23 protein-coding genes are annotated in these 20,011 nt (G+C 61.4%); 14 read left to right on the top strand and 9 right to left on the bottom strand.

Annotated elements, in window-relative coordinates; genetic code table 11:
* Positions 1-110 precede the first annotated feature (110 nt).
* From PHV01_RS05130 to PHV01_RS05105, 6 genes are read left to right on the top strand one after another with little or no spacing between them, the layout of a single operon-like run.
* Positions 111-437, top strand: coding sequence for a hypothetical protein (locus tag PHV01_RS05130; protein WP_337290072.1), 327 nt, complete (start codon positions 111-113; stop codon positions 435-437).
* Positions 431-922 (top strand): crossover junction endodeoxyribonuclease RuvC, encoded by a 492-nt coding sequence (locus PHV01_RS05125; protein ID WP_337290071.1) that lies wholly within the window; start codon positions 431-433, stop codon positions 920-922. The genes PHV01_RS05130 and PHV01_RS05125 overlap by 7 nt, the downstream gene beginning before the upstream one ends.
* 17 nt (positions 923-939) lie before the next feature.
* A complete protein-coding gene (locus PHV01_RS05120; protein ID WP_337290070.1) occupies positions 940-1,545 on the top strand; it encodes a hypothetical protein in 606 nt (201 codons plus the stop codon).
* A 59-nt stretch (positions 1,546-1,604) separates the two neighbouring features.
* Positions 1,605-2,363 (top strand): hypothetical protein, encoded by a 759-nt coding sequence (locus PHV01_RS05115; RefSeq protein WP_337290069.1) that lies wholly within the window; start codon positions 1,605-1,607, stop codon positions 2,361-2,363.
* Complete coding sequence (locus PHV01_RS05110; RefSeq protein ID WP_337290068.1) at positions 2,360-3,517, top strand: hypothetical protein; 1,158 nt, start codon at positions 2,360-2,362, stop codon at positions 3,515-3,517. The genes PHV01_RS05115 and PHV01_RS05110 overlap by 4 nt, the downstream gene beginning before the upstream one ends.
* The gene (locus PHV01_RS05105; protein ID WP_337290067.1) at positions 3,514-4,005 is read left to right on the top strand and encodes a hypothetical protein; all 492 of its coding nucleotides are present in this window, start codon (positions 3,514-3,516) and stop codon (positions 4,003-4,005) included. Before PHV01_RS05110 ends, PHV01_RS05105 begins: the two co-directional genes overlap by 4 nt.
* A gap of 125 nt (positions 4,006-4,130) precedes the next feature.
* Here PHV01_RS05105 and PHV01_RS05100 read toward each other — a convergent pair whose 3' ends face one another.
* Positions 4,131-4,451, bottom strand: coding sequence for a hypothetical protein (locus tag PHV01_RS05100; RefSeq protein WP_337290066.1), 321 nt, complete (start codon positions 4,449-4,451; stop codon positions 4,131-4,133).
* A gap of 654 nt (positions 4,452-5,105) precedes the next feature.
* On the opposite strand from PHV01_RS05100, the gene PHV01_RS05095 reads away from it, so the two are divergent.
* From PHV01_RS05095 to PHV01_RS05060, 8 genes are all read left to right on the top strand, one after another.
* Positions 5,106-6,563 carry a hypothetical protein gene (locus PHV01_RS05095; RefSeq protein WP_337290065.1) on the top strand — a complete coding sequence of 486 codons (1,458 nt, stop codon included), beginning with the start codon at positions 5,106-5,108 and terminating at the stop codon, positions 6,561-6,563.
* Between the two features lie 369 nt (positions 6,564-6,932).
* Positions 6,933-7,433 (top strand): JAB domain-containing protein, encoded by a 501-nt coding sequence (locus PHV01_RS05090; RefSeq protein ID WP_337290064.1) that lies wholly within the window; start codon positions 6,933-6,935, stop codon positions 7,431-7,433.
* A gap of 105 nt (positions 7,434-7,538) precedes the next feature.
* Positions 7,539-7,736, top strand: a complete 198-nt coding sequence (locus tag PHV01_RS05085) for a hypothetical protein (protein ID WP_337290063.1) — start codon at positions 7,539-7,541, stop codon at positions 7,734-7,736.
* Positions 7,726-7,881, top strand: a complete 156-nt coding sequence (locus tag PHV01_RS05080) for a hypothetical protein (protein WP_337290062.1) — start codon at positions 7,726-7,728, stop codon at positions 7,879-7,881. The genes PHV01_RS05085 and PHV01_RS05080 overlap by 11 nt, the downstream gene beginning before the upstream one ends.
* Positions 7,878-8,075: a hypothetical protein gene (locus PHV01_RS05075; protein WP_337290061.1), complete on the top strand. Its 198-nt coding sequence runs from the start codon at positions 7,878-7,880 to the stop codon at positions 8,073-8,075. Before PHV01_RS05080 ends, PHV01_RS05075 begins: the two co-directional genes overlap by 4 nt.
* Before the next feature lie 29 nt (positions 8,076-8,104).
* Positions 8,105-8,785 (top strand): Rad52/Rad22 family DNA repair protein, encoded by a 681-nt coding sequence (locus PHV01_RS05070; RefSeq protein WP_337290060.1) that lies wholly within the window; start codon positions 8,105-8,107, stop codon positions 8,783-8,785.
* A 95-nt stretch (positions 8,786-8,880) separates the two neighbouring features.
* Positions 8,881-9,696: a PD-(D/E)XK nuclease family protein gene (locus PHV01_RS05065; RefSeq protein ID WP_337290059.1), complete on the top strand. Its 816-nt coding sequence runs from the start codon at positions 8,881-8,883 to the stop codon at positions 9,694-9,696.
* A gap of 86 nt (positions 9,697-9,782) precedes the next feature.
* Positions 9,783-10,022 carry a hypothetical protein gene (locus PHV01_RS05060; RefSeq protein WP_337290058.1) on the top strand — a complete coding sequence of 80 codons (240 nt, stop codon included), beginning with the start codon at positions 9,783-9,785 and terminating at the stop codon, positions 10,020-10,022.
* Positions 10,023-10,143: 121 nt separating this feature from the next.
* Here PHV01_RS05060 and PHV01_RS05055 read toward each other — a convergent pair whose 3' ends face one another.
* From PHV01_RS05055 to PHV01_RS05020, 8 genes are read right to left on the bottom strand one after another with little or no spacing between them, the layout of a single operon-like run.
* Positions 10,144-12,996, bottom strand: coding sequence for a DUF499 domain-containing protein (locus PHV01_RS05055; protein WP_337290057.1), 2,853 nt, complete (start codon positions 12,994-12,996; stop codon positions 10,144-10,146).
* Entirely contained in the window at positions 12,993-15,959 is a 2,967-nt protein-coding gene (locus PHV01_RS05050; RefSeq protein WP_337290056.1) for a DUF1156 domain-containing protein, read from the bottom strand. The genes PHV01_RS05055 and PHV01_RS05050 overlap by 4 nt, the downstream gene beginning before the upstream one ends.
* Complete coding sequence (locus PHV01_RS05045) at positions 15,956-16,576, bottom strand: hypothetical protein (protein ID WP_337290055.1); 621 nt, start codon at positions 16,574-16,576, stop codon at positions 15,956-15,958. Before PHV01_RS05045 ends, PHV01_RS05050 begins: the two co-directional genes overlap by 4 nt.
* A gap of 1 nt (position 16,577) precedes the next feature.
* On the bottom strand, positions 16,578-17,741 hold the full coding sequence (locus PHV01_RS05040; RefSeq protein ID WP_337290054.1) for an AAA family ATPase: 1,164 nt from the start codon (positions 17,739-17,741) through the stop codon (positions 16,578-16,580).
* Positions 17,738-18,004 (bottom strand): DUF1156 domain-containing protein, encoded by a 267-nt coding sequence (locus tag PHV01_RS05035; RefSeq protein ID WP_337290053.1) that lies wholly within the window; start codon positions 18,002-18,004, stop codon positions 17,738-17,740. The genes PHV01_RS05040 and PHV01_RS05035 overlap by 4 nt, the downstream gene beginning before the upstream one ends.
* Entirely contained in the window at positions 17,983-18,534 is a 552-nt protein-coding gene (locus tag PHV01_RS05030) for a hypothetical protein (protein WP_337290052.1), read from the bottom strand. The genes PHV01_RS05035 and PHV01_RS05030 overlap by 22 nt, the downstream gene beginning before the upstream one ends.
* The gene (locus PHV01_RS05025) at positions 18,531-19,898 is read right to left on the bottom strand and encodes an HD domain-containing protein (protein ID WP_337290051.1); all 1,368 of its coding nucleotides are present in this window, start codon (positions 19,896-19,898) and stop codon (positions 18,531-18,533) included. The genes PHV01_RS05030 and PHV01_RS05025 overlap by 4 nt, the downstream gene beginning before the upstream one ends.
* Positions 19,879-20,004, bottom strand: a complete 126-nt coding sequence (locus PHV01_RS05020) for a hypothetical protein (protein WP_337290050.1) — start codon at positions 20,002-20,004, stop codon at positions 19,879-19,881. Before PHV01_RS05020 ends, PHV01_RS05025 begins: the two co-directional genes overlap by 20 nt.
* Positions 20,005-20,011 lie beyond the last annotated feature (7 nt).

Below are 20,011 nucleotides of genomic sequence, written 5' to 3'. Positions count from 1 at the left end.
GCCAGACGCGGGTTCTCTACACATCACAGATCAAAAACGAGGGGAATGAAAAAAGTGCGGAAGTTGAGCGATAGCACAACGCCGATGAGCATCAGCACGAAGAGAACTGAGTGGCGATGAGCTTGGACCAGTACACGCCCCCTGCTGGCCGGATCGAGGTGCCGGATCTCCCGGAGTGGGAACCCCTTTTCCGGCTGGTGGGCTCCGCCCTCTGTGCCCAGTTCATGGCAATGGGACAGGTCCGGCAGGGGGGGACGACCATCTTCCTCTACAAACATATCCGGACCCGTCGGTATCTGAACCTGGCCTGGCATGGTCAGGCCTACCGCTACACCCGGGAAGGGGCCTACACGCCGGTCACGCTTGCTGAGGCGATCCTCTGGGTGTGGGCGGAACACGGGGCTGAAGACCCCATGGGAGGGACAATGCGATGTTGACCTTGGCGCTCGATCCTAGTTTAGCCGAAACGGGAGTAGCCCTTGTGGACCAACAGACAGAGCGGGTCGTCACCACCCTGGCCATCAAGACCAACCCGGCGTACCCGGAGCAGGACCGGCTGCAGGTGCTCCAGGAGAGCCTGGCCAGACTGATCAAGAAGCTGAAGCCGGTGGACCTGGCTATCGAGTTGCCGTTTGTCGGGGTTAACCCTGACACGGCCCTCAAGCTGGGCGGGGTGCGAGGGATGATTCTCACCCTGGCGAATCTCCATCACCTCCGGGTCCATGAGTACACCACCTTCGAGGTGAAGCAGGCGGTGTCGGGCAACCGGACGGCGGACAAGGAGCAGGTCCGGCAGATGGTCAAACGGCTGACGGGAATCTACGTCGCCAACAACAACATCAGCGATGCCGTCGCCGTGGGCCTGTGCCATCTCCGTCATCAGCGGTTTGAGCAGGCACTGGCGACGGCGGAGAAACAATGATGCCGAGCAATAGCTCGATGAAACGCGGCACGATGCCCTTTCTCCTGCTGTGGCTCTGTCTCGCCCTGGTTCCCTGCGCCTTCGCTGCGGAGGCTCCCTCCGATCAGACGATCATCGCCTTCATCGTGCAGCACTCGCCCCGGATCCGGGAGGCCCAGGCCCTGCTCCCCACCCCGGGGAACCTGCTGAAGATCGAGGCCCGAGGCCGGGTGCTGCTCCCGAACGCCGGACTGGAGGGCCAGGGCGTGGGGGTTGTCGCCTCGCTGCCCCTCTTGGACCGGCGGGAGAAGGCCGAACGCACGCTGAAGGTGCTGGAGGTCGAGCGGGAGGTGCAGCGGGAGGCCGCCGCGCTGCTTCAGGAGCTTCGCGCGCTCCAGGCCCAGGTCAGACTTGGCGAGGAACTGCTGAAGGAGATGGACGAGCAGCTTCAGTGGACCGGCCGGCGGGTCCGGGAAGGGGTGGAGTATCAGAAGGAGGCGAACCACTTCCTTTTGGAGCTGTACGGCAAGAAGGTCGAGATCGAGCAACGGCGGGCGCAGATCGGCTCCCTCATCGAGAAGCTCGCGGGGCTGATTCCGCCAGCCCAGCAGCCGACGCTCCGGGCGATGCTGAACGGATCATGATCTGCCGGCGGTGTAGACAGGAGCCGGCCTATCCCGGCCAGAGGTGGGGACGGGCCTGCATGACGGCCTATGTCCAAGCCCGACGTAAGGGTTTGTCGTGTCCTCGGCCAGGACGACGCCGCTACCCGTTGTTTAACAGCCTGTTAAACCGGCTCACGAGGCAAGCGCCCAGGCCCCACGCGGGAGGCGCGGGTGCCCGCTTCGGCTTTCGGGTCCGGCGGCTCTATGGCGCCGCCCGTCTCATTCTCCGGGAACAGTGGGGAAGCGAGCGGCGGGAGAGCTACCTGAAGGATGGCCAGCCACTGATCATCGAGGGGGGACCCAACACAGGCAAGAGCCAACGGCTCCAGGCGCTGGCAAAACAGTTCGAGGCGAGCGGGGAGCGGGTGCTGATCGTGGACGCGCTCCTGCCGCTGGGCGACACCCTCGTCGATCTCCCTGGCAAGCGGCTCTCCGACCGGATTCCCCTCTTTCTCCGGCAGTGCGAGGGGTCGGTGCTCCTCCTGGACAATGCCCACCTCGCCGCCGCCCAGGGGCGGAAGCTGGATCTCCTGGTCCGGGCCGTCGAGCGGGCGAAGCGAGTGGTCGTCACCTGCTCCAGAGTGGGGGAGCTTCCGTGGAGGCTGAGAGCGAGGCTCGAGCCAAAGAACCCGAAGGCAGTCACACTGGGCGGTGGAGGAAGAACCTTCGATATCACCTATATTCTGGTGGCCGTGGTCGTCGTCTTCTTCATGCTGGCCGGCCTGCACTCCTTGGTCTTCCTGGCGGCTGCCATCCGGTATATCTTCTATGGCATCAATCGAGGGGGACGCACATGATCCCGTGGGCGTTCCTGATCCCCATGGCCAAGGCCTTGTGGGAACGGGCGCAGCGTGAGAGTCCCGAGGTGACGAACGTTACGGACGAGACCCCGGATCAAGACCAGGGTCTCCTGCTGGGCCAGGCGCTGGGCAGGGAGGTCCGGTGGGATCCCCAGGTCCTCCCCAACCCTCACTTTCTGGCCGTGGGCGGAAGCGGGGCGGGAAAGAGCCAGACCTTGAAGGCCCTGATCCACGAACTCAAGCGAGCGCTGCCCTGGGGCCTGATCCTGGACCTGCATGGAGATCTTCACGTGGGGGGAGTGAAAGATATGCCTCTCCACTTTCGCTCGCCCTGGGGCCTCTCTCTTTTCGCCTTCCCAAAGGATGAACGGGCCGGCGGCCCCAACGGGGCCATCGAAGTAATTCGAAGTCGCTTAAAACGGGCCTTCCCTCCCATGGGGAGCTACCAGCAGGGGGTGTTAACCGAGTTGCTTCAGACAGTTTATCAGGCGCAGGGTATCACGCAGGAGCCGCGGACGTGGAGGGAGCCGCTTCCAACCTTTCAAACCCTCTGGGCGCTCCTCACGATGCAGGAGGCAGAGGCCAAGGGCAGGGCGCGGGAGTCCCTCGCCTCCCTGCATGTCAAATTTCGGCCGCTCGTTGTTTGCGGTCTGTTCTCCCGGAATCGGCTTATCCCCCTCCCCCCGAAGGGCTGGATGCGGGTGGACCTGTCCGGCCTGCCCCATGAGCTGCAGTACCTGGCCGTGGATGTGCTTCTCCGGCAGCTCTTCTGGACGATGGTCTTAGCAGGACAGAAGCCCACGCTCCGGGGCGCCATTATCCTGGACGAGGCCAAGCTGATCCTGGCCAAGTCGAAGAGTGACCCCCTGGCCATCCTGAATCGCCTGGTATCGGAGGGGCGAAAGTTCGGGTTGATGGTCCTCCTGGCGGCGCAGGATCTCCGGCATTTCTCAAGCGATATCTTGGACAATGTGGCCACCAAACTGGTCCTGATGCATGCAGAGACAGCGATTCGCTCGACCACGTCAAAGCTCCTCTTGAGCGAAGGGAGCCTCCTGTTATTGAAGCAGCCCTTCGAGGGCTATCTGAGAAAGGGAGGCCGTGGCTGGGAGCCGGTCACGGTGACTCCCTACTTCGCGAGGGAACAATGATCTGGGCATCGCACCTGACAGTCGGCTATGCACTCGCTCATGTCACGGGGATGAACCCGGTCGCCGTGGGGATCGGCACGATCCTGCCTGATCTCGTGGAGAAGATACCAGGCACGAACCTCCGGCACCGTGGGATCTCCCACTCGTTGGCGCTGCACGCGGTCATCCTCACCCTCTTCGCGTCGATCCCGCCCCTTCGGGACGCCTGGATCGGGGTCGTGGTGGCGCATCTGCTCTGCGACGCCCTGTCGCCGACCGGCATTCCTGTCTTCCTGGAAGGGGGGCAGAACCTCGTGCTCTTCAGTGGGCGGCTCCGGGTTGGCTCACCGATGGAGCTGGCCCTGGCTGCCGGGATCCTGCTGCTCGCCCTCCTCGTGGTCCAACCGGGGAGCGAGGGAAGCTTCATTAGGCGACCATGGGGCAAGCTCTACGAGGAACAGGTGATCGATAAGCGGGAGTACCTGGAGCATCGGTTCTCGATGTTCTAGCACACGAGACCTGTCTGCGTGCGGAGACGCACAGGCAGGGCTGCGTACTATCCCCTCTACTATAAAGGCGATTTTTCTTCCTACTGATCATGTCAGCACGGCTGTCCACCGGACTGAGATTTGCCTTAATCGCCTATCGGCCCTGCTTGATACCTGAGTTCTCCGAACGCCCGCTCAGCTCGCCACTCTGGCGCTCCATCGGCGCGAGATGAGCCATATCCCGCCATCTTAAGGCGCGTCACGCCCCATGCATACCGCTGGCGGCATGGGCCGCGCCGCGCCGTCCCCGCATCCACCGCTTTGGTGTGCGATCCGAGCAGGGAGCCTACCGCAAGATTTCCACGTCGCCGGACCAATACATTTCGGAAGCGTCCTGAAGAGACCCTGTAGGATGTCGTAGAGGCGACGATCGTGATCGGGCCGGCCTCACATTCCCCTAATGCCATACCTCCTCTCTTCCTCTGGATAGTCGGACGCTGGTTGCCAGGGTGGGCCGCGCTGGGGCGCGGAGTGCCATGCGAAAAGCGGTGTCGATAGGCGGGGATCATATCCCTACAACACACCTACCGCCCGGGCCGTAGTCTTACGAGCTTGTTGGGATGACCGGACGCTGGTTGCCTTGTGATGGCGGCCTGGGGGCCGCGGTGGCCGGCGAAGAACGGTGTCGACTGGCCCACGTCTTGTGGCGGGGGGCTCGCCTCGCACGCAGCTTTTCTGATTGTACCGCCCCTTTCGCCTGCGTCAACCTCCGGCCCTCGTCACGGCGCTTGCGAAAAAGCAACCGCCGCGCCGACCGCCCCCTGCGGCATAAACGGCCTCCTCCCCAGCGGGTCCCCTCCATTTATTCCTCGGGGGCTGGGCCGGAGGTCCTCCACTTCGTTTCGGCCTTCGGTGACTCCGGCGAAACCATTCCGCAGCGGCCTTCCGATGGTTGCCGATCCCCACCAATCCGGCCTCCCTCTATCTGTTGCCATAGCATAACTCTCTCTTCCGAACATCGGCCTTGCTCCACCTGGGGCGGTCTCCTTTTTATACCTGCTTGCATTGGGCTTGCGGGTGGTGTCGGGGCTGGTCCCGGCCGTTGCTTCGGGAGGTGCGTCATGGCTGCTGGTCGTTACGTTGCGGTTGTTGGTTCGCGGTCGCTTCCGTCGTCGTGGGAACCCCGGGTTGCTTCGGTGGTCCGCTCCCTCCTGGGTCGTGGCCTCGGTGTCGGGTCGGGCGGGGCGGTCGGGGCTGATCTGTTCACGCTTCGGTCCCTTGTCAACGCGGGTGGCGGGGCCTGCGCCACGTCGGTCGTCACCCTTCCCGGCGATGTCTCCGTTGCGCCTCGGGATTGCCGTGGGTCCCTGGCCCGGTTCTCGGCGCTGGGGGGCTCGGTGGTGTCCGGGTCGCTCGTTCGCGGGGCTTCGCGGGATGTCGCCGTTGCCGCCCTTAAATCACGCACGGCGGCCTTGGTGGAATCGGCGGCGGGGGTCGTGGCCTTCCTGCACGGCCCGTCACGGGGCACTCACTTCACCCTCCGTTGTGCCCTGGCTCGGGGCCTTCGGGTGGTGGCGTTCGTCTGTGGCGGGGGCGCGGTCCTGCCGACGTTCGATGGGGGGCGCTGGGTTCCGCTGCGGTGTTCTTCGGACGCTTGGGCGGGTGGCTTCCGGTGGGTGCCGGATCCCCCCGAATCACCCTCGCCTTTCAAATCGTTGCCGGAGATCGTTCGTATCCCCGCCGAGGGCGGCTGCCCCATTCACGAAACCTTCGTCCATGTCGCGTCGCTGTCGCAAGGCGACCGGCTCTGGTTCGAGCGTTGCGAGGTGGCGGGTGACACGATCGTCGCGCCGCACTTGAATGACTCGGACGGTCGGCCCGCGTTCCTCTCGGTCCCGGCGCTCCGAAAACGGTTCGGCTGTGACGCCGCTACGGCGGTGGAACTGGGCGAACTCTTCCTTGCGCTCGATGCCGATGAACAGGTCGTTGCCTACTACGTGGCTGAGGCTCTCGAATGGGGCACTGAGACCGTCCGGCGTGGGCTCTTCCGCTTGGTGGTGCAACTGGCCATGCTGGAACAGGCCGACGATCCTATGGACGATGCCGAACCGTACCAGGAGGAGGGTGAGGCCGAAGAGGAGACCCCCGTGCTGTCCTCCGTCGGCTATCACGTGGTCGGGCATCTCGGCCCCGAACCCGATGTTACGCCATGGCTCGAGACCCAGCCGGCCTGGTTCCGTGACCTTGTCGGCCGGATCGATGCCTGCCCATCCCTCCCCGATCTGGCGGAACTGGGTCGGGCGCTCTACGGAATGTCCCTCACCCACGATCAGGCGGGCGCGGCCTGGACACGCTACCGACAGCGCAAGGACGAGCTTCACCGTGGGATGCGTCTCTCGACCCACGCCGCGGCGCTGCTCCGTCGGATCGCTCGGGCTCACGAGCACGACGTGCCGAAGCTTGGAACCGAGCTGCACCGGCGCCAGCGAAACGGTCTCGGATCGCTCCCTTCGCACGAATGGGCCGTCCTGTGGGGCGCTTACCAGAGCCGCAAGGCGGCCATGACCCCGGCGACCTGACCGGGGCCTTTTTTGTGCGGATGGTCCTCTTCCCCCGCCCTCCCGCCACCGCCCCCTTGGGGCTCCCCCTGCCGCCGATCGGGCGCTCCACCTGGGTACGGCGCGGCATCGGCTGCCGCGAGATCCTGACGGACCTCGCTCGGGCTGGGGGTCCTGCGCCTTGCACCTAAATACCGCAATGCTTGGCCGCCCCGCCTTCCCTCGCCGCGCCTCACGGAACAGGCTCCGCCTGATCCGTGCCCCCAGACTCCGCGCCCTGATCCCTCCCACTTTCCACTCTCCTTTAGTTCCCTATCGCTGGGGTCGTCCCCTCTCCGGCTTCGCCGGATGGGATCGGGTCTGTTGTGGGGTGAAAGGAGGTGAGGAGGCATGGGAAAGCACGTGCAATTAGCGCTCTTGCCAAGTGTAAGGTCTGAAGCCCCAGCGACCCGCTACAGGCTTAAGACCGCAACGGTGACACTGGAGGTCAGAGAGCCCGGGCTCGATGAGCGTTGCGGATCGGTAGGGGAGGCGGTTGCCATCCTTCAGGCCATCTACCGGCAGTTGGATGCCGACCAAGAGCATTTTGTGGTGCTCTGCCTAAACTCCCGCAGCCGGATCACGGGCTATAAGGTCGCTGCAAGCGGCGGCCAAGACCAAACCACTGTTGATTCAAAGATCGTCTTCCGATTCGCCCTGCTCTTTGGTGCAGCGGCGATCATCGTTGCCCACAACCACCCCTCCGGCAACACCCAGCCAAGCCAGCACGACCTCGATCTCACCCACTTGCTCGTACTTGCGGCCGAGACGCTGGCGCTGAAGCTCCACGATCACATCATCATCGAGCCGGCCGGAAGCTACTACTCCATGGCGCAGCATCAGCAGGTTTAGAACTGCTTTCCCCTCGCATGGTCGGGGCAGCGAGCGTCAGGCTCTTGTTGTCTGCGATGCCGTCAAGGAATGGGATCGGGTCTGTTGGGCTGGTGAAAGGAGGTGATGGTCATGTACAGCCCACGGATCGATGAGGCGCTCATCCCGCCCCTGTACCGACTGGCCAAGGCCAGGCGCGTTCCCATGACGCGCCTCGTGAGCGAGATCCTGCAGGAGGCATTGGCAAGCGTTGATGGCGAGCAGCCCCAGGCCGGTCATAACGGCGCTGGGACGGTGAAGGGAGGTGAGAGCGATGCCGGGTGATTACGAGGGGTATGACGAGTGGCTCGATCAACTTGAGGCCATGCCGTTGGACGAGGCGCTCGACCTCGCCCGCAGCCGCGAGATGGAGAGGCGGCTTGCCCATGCCCTTGATGCCGAACGCGAGCAAGAAGGAGGGAGAACATGATCGAAGAGAGCTTGGCGGACCCTGTCTGCGTCGCGCAGGCGACTGGCAGGGAGAATTCCACCGACAATGTTGAACCTTGCGGAGCCGTCGAGTACTGGGACACGGTACTGATCTGGATCTCCTTCGAGACCCCGGCTACTCGATGGCTCGCGAGCGTCAAGGTTCCGGATCCGGATTCAGAAACTGATAGCTGAACGCTGATTGGTTAAGAAAGGAGCTCACGATGAATCGCGAACTTTTGCAGAAACCCTTTGAACCTGCCCAGATCAAGCAGCGCAAGGGCAGGAACGGCATGCTGGACTACGTGGAGGGCCACTCCATCATCCAGCGCCTGAACGATGCCTTCGAGGGCGCCTGGTCCTTTGAGGTCCTCGATCACCAGATCGTCGAGGAGAAGGATGAGATCCTGGTTCTGGGGAAGCTGTCCGCGGAGGGAGTGGTCAAGATGCAGTTCGGCAGTACTCAGATCACCCGTGACCGTGACAGCAAGTCGATCATCTCCATCGGCGACGACCTGAAGGCGGCGGCGACCGATGCCCTCAAGAAGTGCGCCACGTTCCTGGGCGTAGGTCTTCACCTCTACGGGGAGCGCTCGGCTCGGTTGGCCGGGCGAGAGAACGGCGCCGGCCAATCGCAGGGGACGACCGCTCGCCGTACGAGCCGGGACGCTGGAACCAAAAAACCTGAGCCCACGAACGGTCAGTCCGACCAGCCAGAAGGATCGAACACCAATGGCCGCCTGACCAATGCCCAGCACAGCGCGATCCTGACTACCGCCAAACGGCGCGGGCTCTCCCCGATCGAGCTGAACCAGGATTCGCTCAACCGGTATGGCGTTCAGGTCCCGTACCTGACCTACCAAAGCGCCGCCGACTTCATCCAGCATCTGCAGTCGCCTGCATAACCATCAGGCCACCGGGGTGAGGAGCAGGGGGACCAGAAGGAAAAGCGCTTAACCCTTACTCCTCACCCTTCACTTCAGAACAGGAGGGATCACCCATGACCGTCAACGAGTTCAGCAACCATCTGCACACCTCCCACAGCCAGCTTGACACCTTCCTGGGGTGCCCCCAAAGGTACAACTACCAGTACGTTCAGGGGGCACCCTGGGAGCACCTGCCCGCCTCGCTCGCCTTTGGCCGGGCGATCCATGCTGCCGTCGCCCACTACTACCGGCACCTGAAGCAGTTCGGGGAGCCGCTCATTGTCGGGGTCCTGAAGGCTTGTTTTCATGCGGAGTTCAAGGAGGCTATCCCCAAAGACATCGAGGTCCTGTACAAGGATGGCGAGAGCGAGCGGTCAATGCGGGAGAAGGGCGACGGGCTCCTGGAGGTCTTTCACGCCAAGGCCCGTCCCCAGACCATTGAGGCGGTGGAGATGCCGTTCCTGGTGGACCTGATCGATCCCGCCACGGGCGAGATCCTCGAGACGAAGCTCGCAGGGATCTTCGACCTGATCGAGAGCGATGCCGACGGAACCATGACCATCGCGGATCTGAAGACCTCCGCACGTCGCTACACCGAGAACCAGGCCGACAACCACCTTCAGTCAACACTTTACGCCTATGCCCTCCGGCGCCTGGGTTACACCACGGACGGGCAGAACGTCCTGATCCGGTTCGACGTCCTGCTGAAGACCAAGGCGCCCGATATGGAGAGCTACTACGCCGTCAAGGCCGAGGAGGACGAGGCCTGGACCCTGGCGCTGATCCGACGCGTGCTGTATGCCATCGAGGCGGGAGCCTATTACCCTGTGCGGAGCTGGCGGTGTCCCGAGTGCCCCTTCCGCCGCCGATGCGCCGCTGACATCACCTGACCTGAACTCCTATTGCGAACGGGACCGGTCTGGTGGATACTGGGCCGGTCCCTTCACCACAACCCGTGAGTTTTAGGGAGGTTGCTATGTCTGAACGGATATTGTTTGATGAGAGCGCGGCGCTGGCCAAGGTCGGTCGGCGGATCAAAACCCTGGTCGAGTTCTCCGGCGTACCGAAGGATACCCTCGGCGAGGTCACCAGGGCCGATAAGAGCGGCGAGGGGTACACCCTCGCGATTCAGTGGGAGCTGCCAGAGCACTGCGAGAAGCCGTTGGTCGATTGGTTTACTAGGGGCGAGTATGAGCGGTATCTTGAGGAATTGTGAGCGCCGTCAAGCCATTGCTGACCGGGACGGAACCATGGTAGACCGACAGGGAATCCCGATGATATCACGTTCTGCGGCTCTATGTAGCCTAATCGGGGTAGAAAGGGGCCTCATGGCCCCTCTACCTATCAAATTCGGCCTCCAATACTTCTAATGCAAGTCCGAGTTGCCGTGCGGCTTCCTTCATCGCCTTCAATGCCGGATCGTTCTCGCTCAACGTCCCTCCCTCAGGAAGCTCCATTTCGAACTGCACGCCCAAGTGGAGCTTCTTGAGGTTCATCCGCGCAGCAGGCCCGACGAAGCATCGGAAGAGCTCCCCCCAGTTTTCGATCGGAACGTTACCGCGGACAACGAACCGCCGAACGGTGCTCTTGACCCCGCCCTTCGCCGCGATGGCCGTTCCCGAGGTGTCCCTGCTGGCCGCGTCTGGGCTTATTCCTCCTATAGCACCAGATTCTCCGGTACCGACTCTGGCGCCTGTAGCCTCTGCGCTCTCTGGATACTTCGCCGGCTCCGGTGTAAACGGCGGGATGATCCAGAGACCATCCTCGCTCGGGTCCAGTGAGACCGATTCCTTGCAGTACCGGGCGAGGAGCGTCGAGAGGCTCCCACCACGACCGACGCCTACCAGTCCATCAGCGCAGGCTTGCGCGAGCCCGGTCGTCACCGCTTCCCTAGTCGCGACCATCGGCTTGTCGGTAAACCGCAGGAAGGCCTCAACAGCATCCTTCAATCGTAATCCGCCTTCCTTCGGGATCAGGCCCGTACTCTCCAACGTCACCGAGCCGACGCTTCGCAGAATCCATTCCTCATCCTCGACGAGCGTCGTCCACAGATAGCCGAGGTGTTCCTGCAAGGTACGCCGCGCATCAGAAAGCGAACACGCCTCTACCTCGTGTCCGCGTACTCGCAGAGCAACCGTGTACGCGGGACCCAGCGCCTCCATGGTAGCCCGCCGTGCTGCGTCCAGACGCCTCCCGAGATCCTCGCGTTGCTCTTCGTCAAGCTGTCCCCAGTAGTCCGTCCGTACCCCATCCAGGGCTGTCCACTCTCGATGGACTTGCCGCAGCTTATTGAGCCCCCGAACAGTTCCCAGCAGAAAGAGAAGGGTGTTACGATAGATGCGATCCTTTGCTCCGCACCGGAGACTGATCGACTTGACATGTTCACGGATCGCCTCCTTGGTACCCCCGTTCTCGTCCCAGGCCAGCGACGGCGGTAAAATCAGAAGGGTCAGCGACTTCTGCTCCGGCAGATCCTTCGCTGGGTTGACGATCACACGCCATGTGGCCCCAGCCAATGCGCCCTTCTGTGCCTCGGCCCGCAGGTCTTCCAGGATCTCTTCCTCGAAGTTCTCCTTGGCCATCTGCTGGCGGTACTGAACCACCAACATGGTGAGTGCGGGTTTCGTACCGAACCAATAGCGTTTACCCAGGCTTCCGGCCGAAGTCGTGTGGAGGTAGAAGCTGCGGTTCTCCAACTCCAGCAAGGCCCCATCGACATAGTTCCAGTTCAGACCATGCCGGGAGCACGCCAGTTTCAGATCCTTGGAGCTAAACCCGCTCCGACCGCCCTGACCGCCGAAGGAGCCAAGGAGTATGGCGGATGCCAGCCCTTGCCCAATAGCCTCGCTCCGATAGTCGCCGCCACGCTCCTCATCGAAGATACCGGCATTCGACCGCTCCCCAATCACATCTGCAGCGGCAACGGATTGGTACGGCGGCCCCCATAGGCGTGTCAGAGCCGCCTGCAGAGCATCGACGGACCAATGGACATGACACGGCTGGATTAAGTGCTGCGTTTCGGTATTCCCCTGGCGGCGCTTCCAGAGGTCGCCGACGATACTCGCGAGCAGTCGCAATACGCCCCGCGTTCGCTGAAAGTCAGGATGGCTGCCCCAGCGGGTATACAGCGCATCGATGAGCAGCGGATGAAATGGATAAGCCCGCTGGAGCTGCTCGCGGTACGTGTTCCTCGCGACCTCCGAGGGCACCTCTCCGGCGTGGGCCGCGTACATCCCCTGATAGACCTGGGCGACCTTCTTCGGATAGTCCGACTCGCTGTCTGGCGCGATGGACTCGAACAGACGAGCGCGGACGACGTCGTAGATTTCCTCGTCGGAGACCGGTTTGATGTCGGCTCCGAGGCGCTGGAAGCGCTTCTCCAGCGTTACGAAGGCCTCCTGTCCTTTCTCACTCTGGGCGACCTCGTACTTGCTCGCCGGCAGCGTGGCGACCACGACCGCGCCCGGGACTTGCTGCACGGACTCGGTCAGTTGCTGGATAAAGGAGACGGTCTGATCCGCCAGGCTTGTATCGCCGACCGGTACCGCCGCCGCCCCCACGCAGTAGTCCGCCAACTCGTCGAGCAGGATCAGGCACGGGGAAGCGGCCTGCAGAACCTCGAAGAAGAGCCCCTGCGGCACGCGCTGGCTCTCATCGTTCGCCCGCACACGTTCGTAGAGAGCCTTTCCACCAAGCTGGAACGCCAACTCTCCCCACAACGTGCGTAGGTGAATGCCTTCTGGGGCCTTACGTCCCTGGGTGGCATCGCAGGTCTGGTTCGTAAAGACGGCAACGCCTTTCACCTTCTCCGGCAGTCGCCCGCCGACGGCCTTCCGAAGTCCCTCCGCGTGAGGTGACGCCTTCAACCGATCCGCATGTTTCGCCAGATGCCACAAGGCAACGAGCGTGTGCGTTTTGCCGCCGCCGAAGGCAGTCTGCAGACTGATAATGCGGTCTCCGGTCTCCCCGCCGCGTCGCAGCGCCCCCGCGACCCGATTCAGGACGGTGGACAGTCCGGTCGTCAGATACGTTTTGCGGAAGAACTCCTCGGGGTCAAGGTAAACCTCCGGCGCGGTGCCCTGGACGACCGCCCAGACGTTCGCGGCGAAGACGGCCTCTGCGAGACGTCCTTCGCGGATGTCCTCGTGAGGTGTCGCAACGGCGTACCAGGGTTTCAGGTTTTCGCTCATGATCGTTCTTCACCTCCTTCGTCGAAGGACAGATCCCGTTGCGCGTTTCTGAACGCCGTACGCTTGCCCTCAGCTCGCAGTGTCTGGCGCTCACCGAGCAGGGCGTTGACCAGTTTCCAGTCCTCCAAATCGCGGGGGAGGACCTCGAAGAGCGCCTGTGCCAGTTTCCAGAACGGGCCGTCCTCCAAGAGGTCACGCTCGGCGAGATAATCGACCAGCTCCCCGCGCTTTTCTTCCTTCCAGAAGAACATGCTCCGATGGAGCGCATCGATATGGGGCGGGTTCTGATCGATGCCCAGCCCTCGGCGGCTGGCACGGTCTTCGAGAAGGGCAAGTCGGCACCGGGAACCATCCACCACAAAGATCCCGTGCCCGCGGGCGATCTCCATGGCGTTATCTTCTTCTCCCCCAATCTGTACGACCAGCCTGGCGTCATCCCACGCTTGCTCCGCCGCGCCGTAAAGATTGGCCCAGACGTAGTAGAGCGTGGAGAGATTATCGCCACGGAACTCACCCGCGATGGCATCTCGTGCCGCCTGCTTAGCAAGCTCCAGAAGTTCGGGAATCCCTACGGGCGTACCGTCGGCCTTCTCCACCCGCTCGTACTTTCCGAAGACACCGACTGCGGGGCCGTAGCAGGCGACGATAAGGTCAGCGCCCCGAAAGCCGTAAGACCAGAACCGTTTCACGGAGCGCTTCACGACATCTTCGATCTCCACCCGAACCTGTTTGAAGGCAATTGCGCTCCCAACAACCCGCGGGCGGCAGGCAACGGTCACCGATGTCTCCAACGACGCGGTGCCCAAAGCGAGAGCAGTGTTGAGCATCTCCGTCGCAATCGGCCACGTCGCATCAGGCGAGAGCCCTGCGTCAAAGAGTGCGGACAGCAAAGCAGTCCAGGCATCCGTGGACTGGTGCGCGAACATGATCGTGACGAGTTTCGGATCCTTGGCCGCCCGCTTGCTTTCCCTGAAGCTCTCCGTGAGGAGACGTCGGTAGAACACGTTGGCGCGTTCTTGAGAACCATTGTGGCGGTGCTTGTGGCTCGTCGTCTCTTCGTCCTTCGGCGTCTGGGGTGTACGGAACAGGTCTGGCCATAGATCGCCGAGGCTGCGCTTCAACCACACGTAGAAGAAGTCAGCAAGATCAGCGTACGCGATCGAGTTTCCGTAGGGAGGATCGGTAACAACGCAGTCGGACGACAAGGACTCGACAGCGCCCATCTTCGCCGCTGACCCTAAGATAACGCGAGGGGTGGGCACGAAATCGTGCGTCTGCTCATGGGAGACAACCCTGAGCATATACGCGAGCTGTGTCGAGGCGGTACCGGAAGAGTCAGCAAACGGGTTTACCTCCGGGTAGTCCCACATCATCGGGATCGACTGACCGCTGAATGGCGTCTCACTCTTCTCGTGGCTTGCACGCCAGCGCGTAAACGTGTTTCCGAACGCGGCAATGCGGTCGATCCAAAGAGCTAAGTATGTGGCAACCGCACGCCGATACTCGAGGTCTGGAATCGTCCGCTCCATCTCCGCAACGGCCTGATGAAGGCCCTTCACCAAGTGGTCCAAGACCACGAGCTGGCGATGGCTGAAGAGCTGACCCCAGCGGGTAAAGCCGTAGAGCTGCACTCGAATGCTTGCGTGCCCGCCGGCATCGGCCGAGGCGTTCGGCCCCGTGATCTCAGGGATTACGTACTCCCCGGGGCCAGCCGTCTGAATTGTCTGCGCCGTGATCACCGCACGGAGGTCGGCGTCCTCGACCGCCCGATAGTGCTTCTCGCCCTTTCCCTGGACAACTACAGCCATCATCTGTTCGCCCATTCTGCCAGCCCGGCCCGCCGCGCGAATCTCCCCTTCAGAGGTCGGCTGCTCGCAGAACGGGCAGATCGCAGGGCCCCGTTCCCGCTTCGTTCCCTCCGTCCGCTTGATGGCCTTACCCTTGGCGACGCCGAAGCAGACCTCCTTTCGCGCCTTGTCCACGTTCATCGTGAGCGCGGTTTTGCTGCCCTTGCTGCACACGACAAGACTACGCATCAACGGGATCTGGCCCTGACACGAAGGATTGGAGCAGGGAGCCGTCCTCGCCCATAGGTAGGCAAGGGCGGGGCGGCCGTCCTTGCCAGCAGGGTACAGATGCTCGATCTTCCGCCGCGTGCTCTCCAGAACCCAGTTCGCCCATGTCTCCAAGTCATGTACGAGGACGTTCGGCACGTCGATTTCTCGCTCGACCTTCTTACCGAACTCCTCGACCAGTGCCTTCCTCTTGCCTGGCTTGCCGTACTTCTGCGGGAACTCACACGTGGCCCGCAAGATCAGATGCGCGACGGGGTTATAGTCATTGGCGAGGGCCCGGCAACCGAGCCGTCCTACTTCCAACGGAATCGCCCCGCCGCCGGCAAAGGGGTCCAGAACGCTTGGCGTCCTCCCGCCATGGGCGATCCTCACGAGGTCACGAGCAATCCGAAGAACTTCCTGACCCTGATTGTTCTCGGGATCAGAGGTCTCCCACTTCACCAGCGAGCGGTCGTCGAGGAGTTCCTTAGGCGGGGCAGCGTTCTGTCGCTTTCCGGCATCGAACGCCAGGGACTCCGGGGACCACTTGGCGATGAACATCAGGAGCCGGTTCCGCAGCGTATCCGGCATGCCGTCGTAGGGACGGTAAGGGTCCTCGTCCCGGCGGGTTTCTCGGCCACGCCGGTAGTGCTTCAGTTCCGAGGGCACATGCGTTTTGAGATGGCGCTCGACGGCCGCCCGGAAGTCCGCCTGGCACTGGGGATCGTCCGGATCGGGAACCAGAGAGGCGAACACCACCGCGCGTGAAGCCGCCAAGGGCCGGCGAGCCCACCAGATGTGCAAGTGGCTGATGTGGGCATGGTGAATGTTCTTGTCCCGCACGCTCTCAGCGGAGATCTCCCGAATCGGCAGCGCTACCTCAATCAGGCGCGGGCAAAATTCGGTCATGCATTCTTCCGTGATGACCATTCTCGCGCGAGCCGCGTCAAACATTCGGTAGCCCGTCTCAAACTGTCACATTGCTCGACGGCGACTTGCGGGCGCCAGTAATTCGCAGCGAACTCGATGAGTCGTGACGAGTAGGCGGGACCTACCGACCTGCCGCTGCCGGGACGAGGAACCATGTCTTCTCGCACGTCCCGTCGCCTCGATTGAAGCGCAAGGTTGACCATCGTCTCTTTGGGATTCTCCAAGCCTTCCGGGTCGGTTGGAATCCTTTGCCTGGCCACCCGTAGAAACGAGGCTATGCGCTCACCATCCGCGAGTAGCCATGCTTCCACAGCCCGGACCGCGACGCGGAAGCACATATAAGGTGCGGGGTGGGACAGCCAAGCGCGTCGCAATGGTGGTGCGCAGTCGGCATCGCGGTCAAGATCAACGAGAACGATCCAGGGCGCATGGCGTGCCGCGTTGTTGTAGCCTGGAATCCTCTGACACAAATGCGCCTTGCCGTTCTTTCCGTGGACATCTCCGGGAGTCACGCCGACATGGTTGAGTAGTGTGCGCACCACTGCTTCATCAACGATTCCCTCCACCGCAGCCGTGACGACGAACTCCCCGGCCATATCAAAGATCCCCAAAGAGCGACAGTTGCTCCGCCTTCTCCGGCCGGGTCTTGGGGATCACAGCCTCGGCAAGCGTCACCCCGCCCTCGAGAAGGTGGCGTATTTCGTCGAAGTCGCTTGCAGGCCTGACCGCAGTTCCCTCCAGGCTGGGGCTTAGCAATAGCACCTCGTCGAGCCCGATTCCCTCATCCCGGAGCAAGTCCGGCGAGTGGGTGCTCAGGATGATCTGTTTCCCCGTTCGTCGTTGAACGCGGGCGAACATCTGCGGAAGAAAATGCACGATTTCGGGATGGAGTGAAAGCTCGGGCTCCTCAAGCAAGACCGGACCACTACCTTCCATCACGGCCCAGAGAAGCCCCATCAGTCGTAGAGTACCGTCCGAGAACTGCTCCTCGGTCTGCCATGCTCCTTGGGGTCTCCAGTGCTCATACTTGCCGCGCAGATGCGGTGTGCCCCGAGCATCACGCCACAACTCGATCTCCTTGAGCTGCGGGACGGCCACACGAAGTGCATCCTGAATACGCCTTAGACGCGCCATTCTGGTGCGCTCCTGCGTTTTCGCCAACTGTTCCAGGAAGTCTCCACCATATGGGTCGTTGGGTCGCCCCACCGAGCGATCTGGTTCCCGCACGAGCTGCGGAACGATGTGCAGGTAACGTACCGACTCGAAGTAGCTCACAATCTCTCGAAATGATCGGTTCACGTTGACCTGCTCCAAGTGCGTCTGGGTTAAGCGCTCCGGGTCTTTCTTATCATCTTCGTCAGGGCGATTCAGCAGTACGTTCCCGTCCAGAATCACTTTCTCCTTGCGGACAAGCGGCCGGCGCTGATTATCTTGGTAAAACCTCAATTCGTATTCCCATCTCGCCGATCCGTCGCCCGCCTCAACGATTACGCTGACCGCAACGTCAGGATAGCGCCTCGCCGCCAGACACCGAATGGCGCTGACGCCACCGCGCCGCATGATGGCTTCTCGAAAACCTCCGCCTGGAGACGCCAGATGACCCAGGAATCGGAATACATCGAGAAAGTTTGATTTTCCTGAAGCGTTCGGCCCCACTAGAAAAACGCGCCGCTGGAGTGGTACTTCAACACGCGCAAAATTCTTCCAGTTCTCAAGCACAATCTTGGAAAACCGCTTTACGTCTTTCGACTTTTCGCTCACGGCACCTCCTGCACGACAATACCCTGTCGGCTCCGGTCTTCCTCTTCAACCAGGTACTGGACTTGCCGGTACAGCATCTCCAGGTTGAGCTTCGAGATGGGGTCCCGGATAATGCGCAACCGCGGCCGCCAAAGGTGTAATGCCGAGATGTGCCCACGCTGCGCCTTCCTCTGATGCACACTCTCCGCCGAGATCTCCCGCATCGGAAGCGCCACCTCGATCAGGTGGGGACAGTCGTTGTTCATGCCATTGTACTTGGACATTCCTTGATCATATCGTCAATAGCATTAATCGCTGTCCGTGCTTCCATTACAGATACATGTGGTTTTAGCGCATTGACGCGCTGGGCACGTGTCTCAGCATCCATCCCAGGATCTTCCTTCGTGACGTAGAGCGCCGTTGCTAGGCGCTCAAGCTCCGTCACTCTAAGTGGACCGAGACGATTTGCCACAAACTCGATCCGCTTATGATTTCGCTTCAGCGTCACTGGCCAGCGGCGCATAAGCTCCTCTCCATTGTTCGTTGGCTTCAACGAGGGACCATATGGCGGCTGTTGAATGCGCATTTGCAGTAACCCATCGGCCTGCATAGCCGTTAGCTCATCCCGCAAATCGAATGAGAACGGGCCATGTTTGTAGAGAATGAAATCCAGTTCCAGTGGAATTGCTGTGAGTTCTTTCAAAAAATAGGCCGCCTTCTGCACATGAGTCTCTCCGCACCAACTACCATGCTCACTCATGCCATTGACCAGTTGCAACAATACGGCTTGCCTTTGCCTCGGTTTCATGCTCATCCTTCCTCCTCCCCCTCCTGTTTCGCGAGGATATCGTCACGATTCCCTTCAAGCCACACCTTGGCCTTTTCTCGACAATCCCGGTTGATAAAGACGTAACCCGTTGCAACAACAGGTAGGTTCCTCAAGGGTTGCGACTCCGCCAGTGACGATACAATACGTCCGTCATTCTCTAGCACTGGGAACTCAGGTGCTCCTCCGCTCTGAGTATAAGTGTCTATTCTGACGTTCGCTTCACCAAAACGCTCGCTAACAGCTGTGTGAATGGTGGCAACTGCGTCGGGATTCTTTTGTGTGTCGTCTGGGTTCCTTGCGTATAGAACCTTGAAGTGTTTCCGGTGCAGGATGAGCTTTGCGTGCTTATGGCCCGCAATTGCCTCGTCACAACAAGCGCCGCGCAGAGCGTGCATGACTTCGATATCCGTCATGGCTAAGTGTTGTTCGATGTCTGTGCTGAAGGTACTGTGCGGTAGCCACTCTTTAAGGAAATCCCGTAGGTGGATATCATAGATGCGGCGTACCGGGTGGCAATAGACCTGCATAAACATAAAGTACCGCGCCAACAGAAGTGACTCGGCTGAATGTAGACCACCGACCTCTATCCCCAGCATTACTTCCTTGCTGTCGTCTGCTGATCGCCCTTCAGCCTCCATCCGCTCCGTTTTCTTAACTGGCGGCGGTGTAAGAATACGCAACGTATCGATCAAGCGATAGTGGTCAAACTTGCCATAGGTTACACCAGCGTGATACGAATCTCGAAGAAGATAGTCCATTCGGTCCACGCCGAAAGCATCCCCAACGATGATTTCAGCGAGAATTGCTTCCCAATCGGAGAACGCCTTAACCCCAACCTTAGCAGCTTTCTTCGGGCCGATTGCTAGCTTGACGATGTCCTCAGCCCGGAGCGGTGGCGTCATGTTCTGCCAGATATCCTGCATCTCTGCACTCTTGATGATCTCCGCCGTCAGGATTTCGTGAGTCCAGCCCGCTGGGAGAAGGTCTTCCGATGTATGCGAGAAAGGCAAGTGGCCAATGTCATGACAGAGAGCGGCCATCCGCAGAACACGTTTCCAGTAAGCAAGCGCATCCGTACAAGATATCTGGGGAAGCTGTTGCTTAATCTCATCGGTTATTGCGTCTTGTTGTGTAATGACATCGAAGACGCGACCGGCTAGCTCCATAACACCGAGCGAGTGTTCGAAACGCCTGTGTGTGCACCCCGGGTATACGAGGTGAGACAACGCTAGCTGGTGGATATGCCGAAGACGCTGGAACGGACGTGAGTCAAGGACCTGACGCTCGTGTGAATCCAGCCTCACAAATACGTGGATCGGGTCCCGAATCTCATGAATGTTCTTTGCCATTTCCTGCCTCGATCTCGTAGCGTTGCCAGTTGCTCTCGTCAACCAAGAACTGCAACTGCCGGTACAGCATCTCCGGGTTGAGCTTCGAGATGGGATCGTGGATCATACCTCTC

The organism is Candidatus Methylomirabilis sp. (assembly GCF_028716865.1).
Classification (GTDB): Bacteria; Methylomirabilota; Methylomirabilia; order Methylomirabilales; family Methylomirabilaceae; genus Methylomirabilis.
This window is presented reverse-complemented; position numbering and strand designations above follow the sequence as displayed.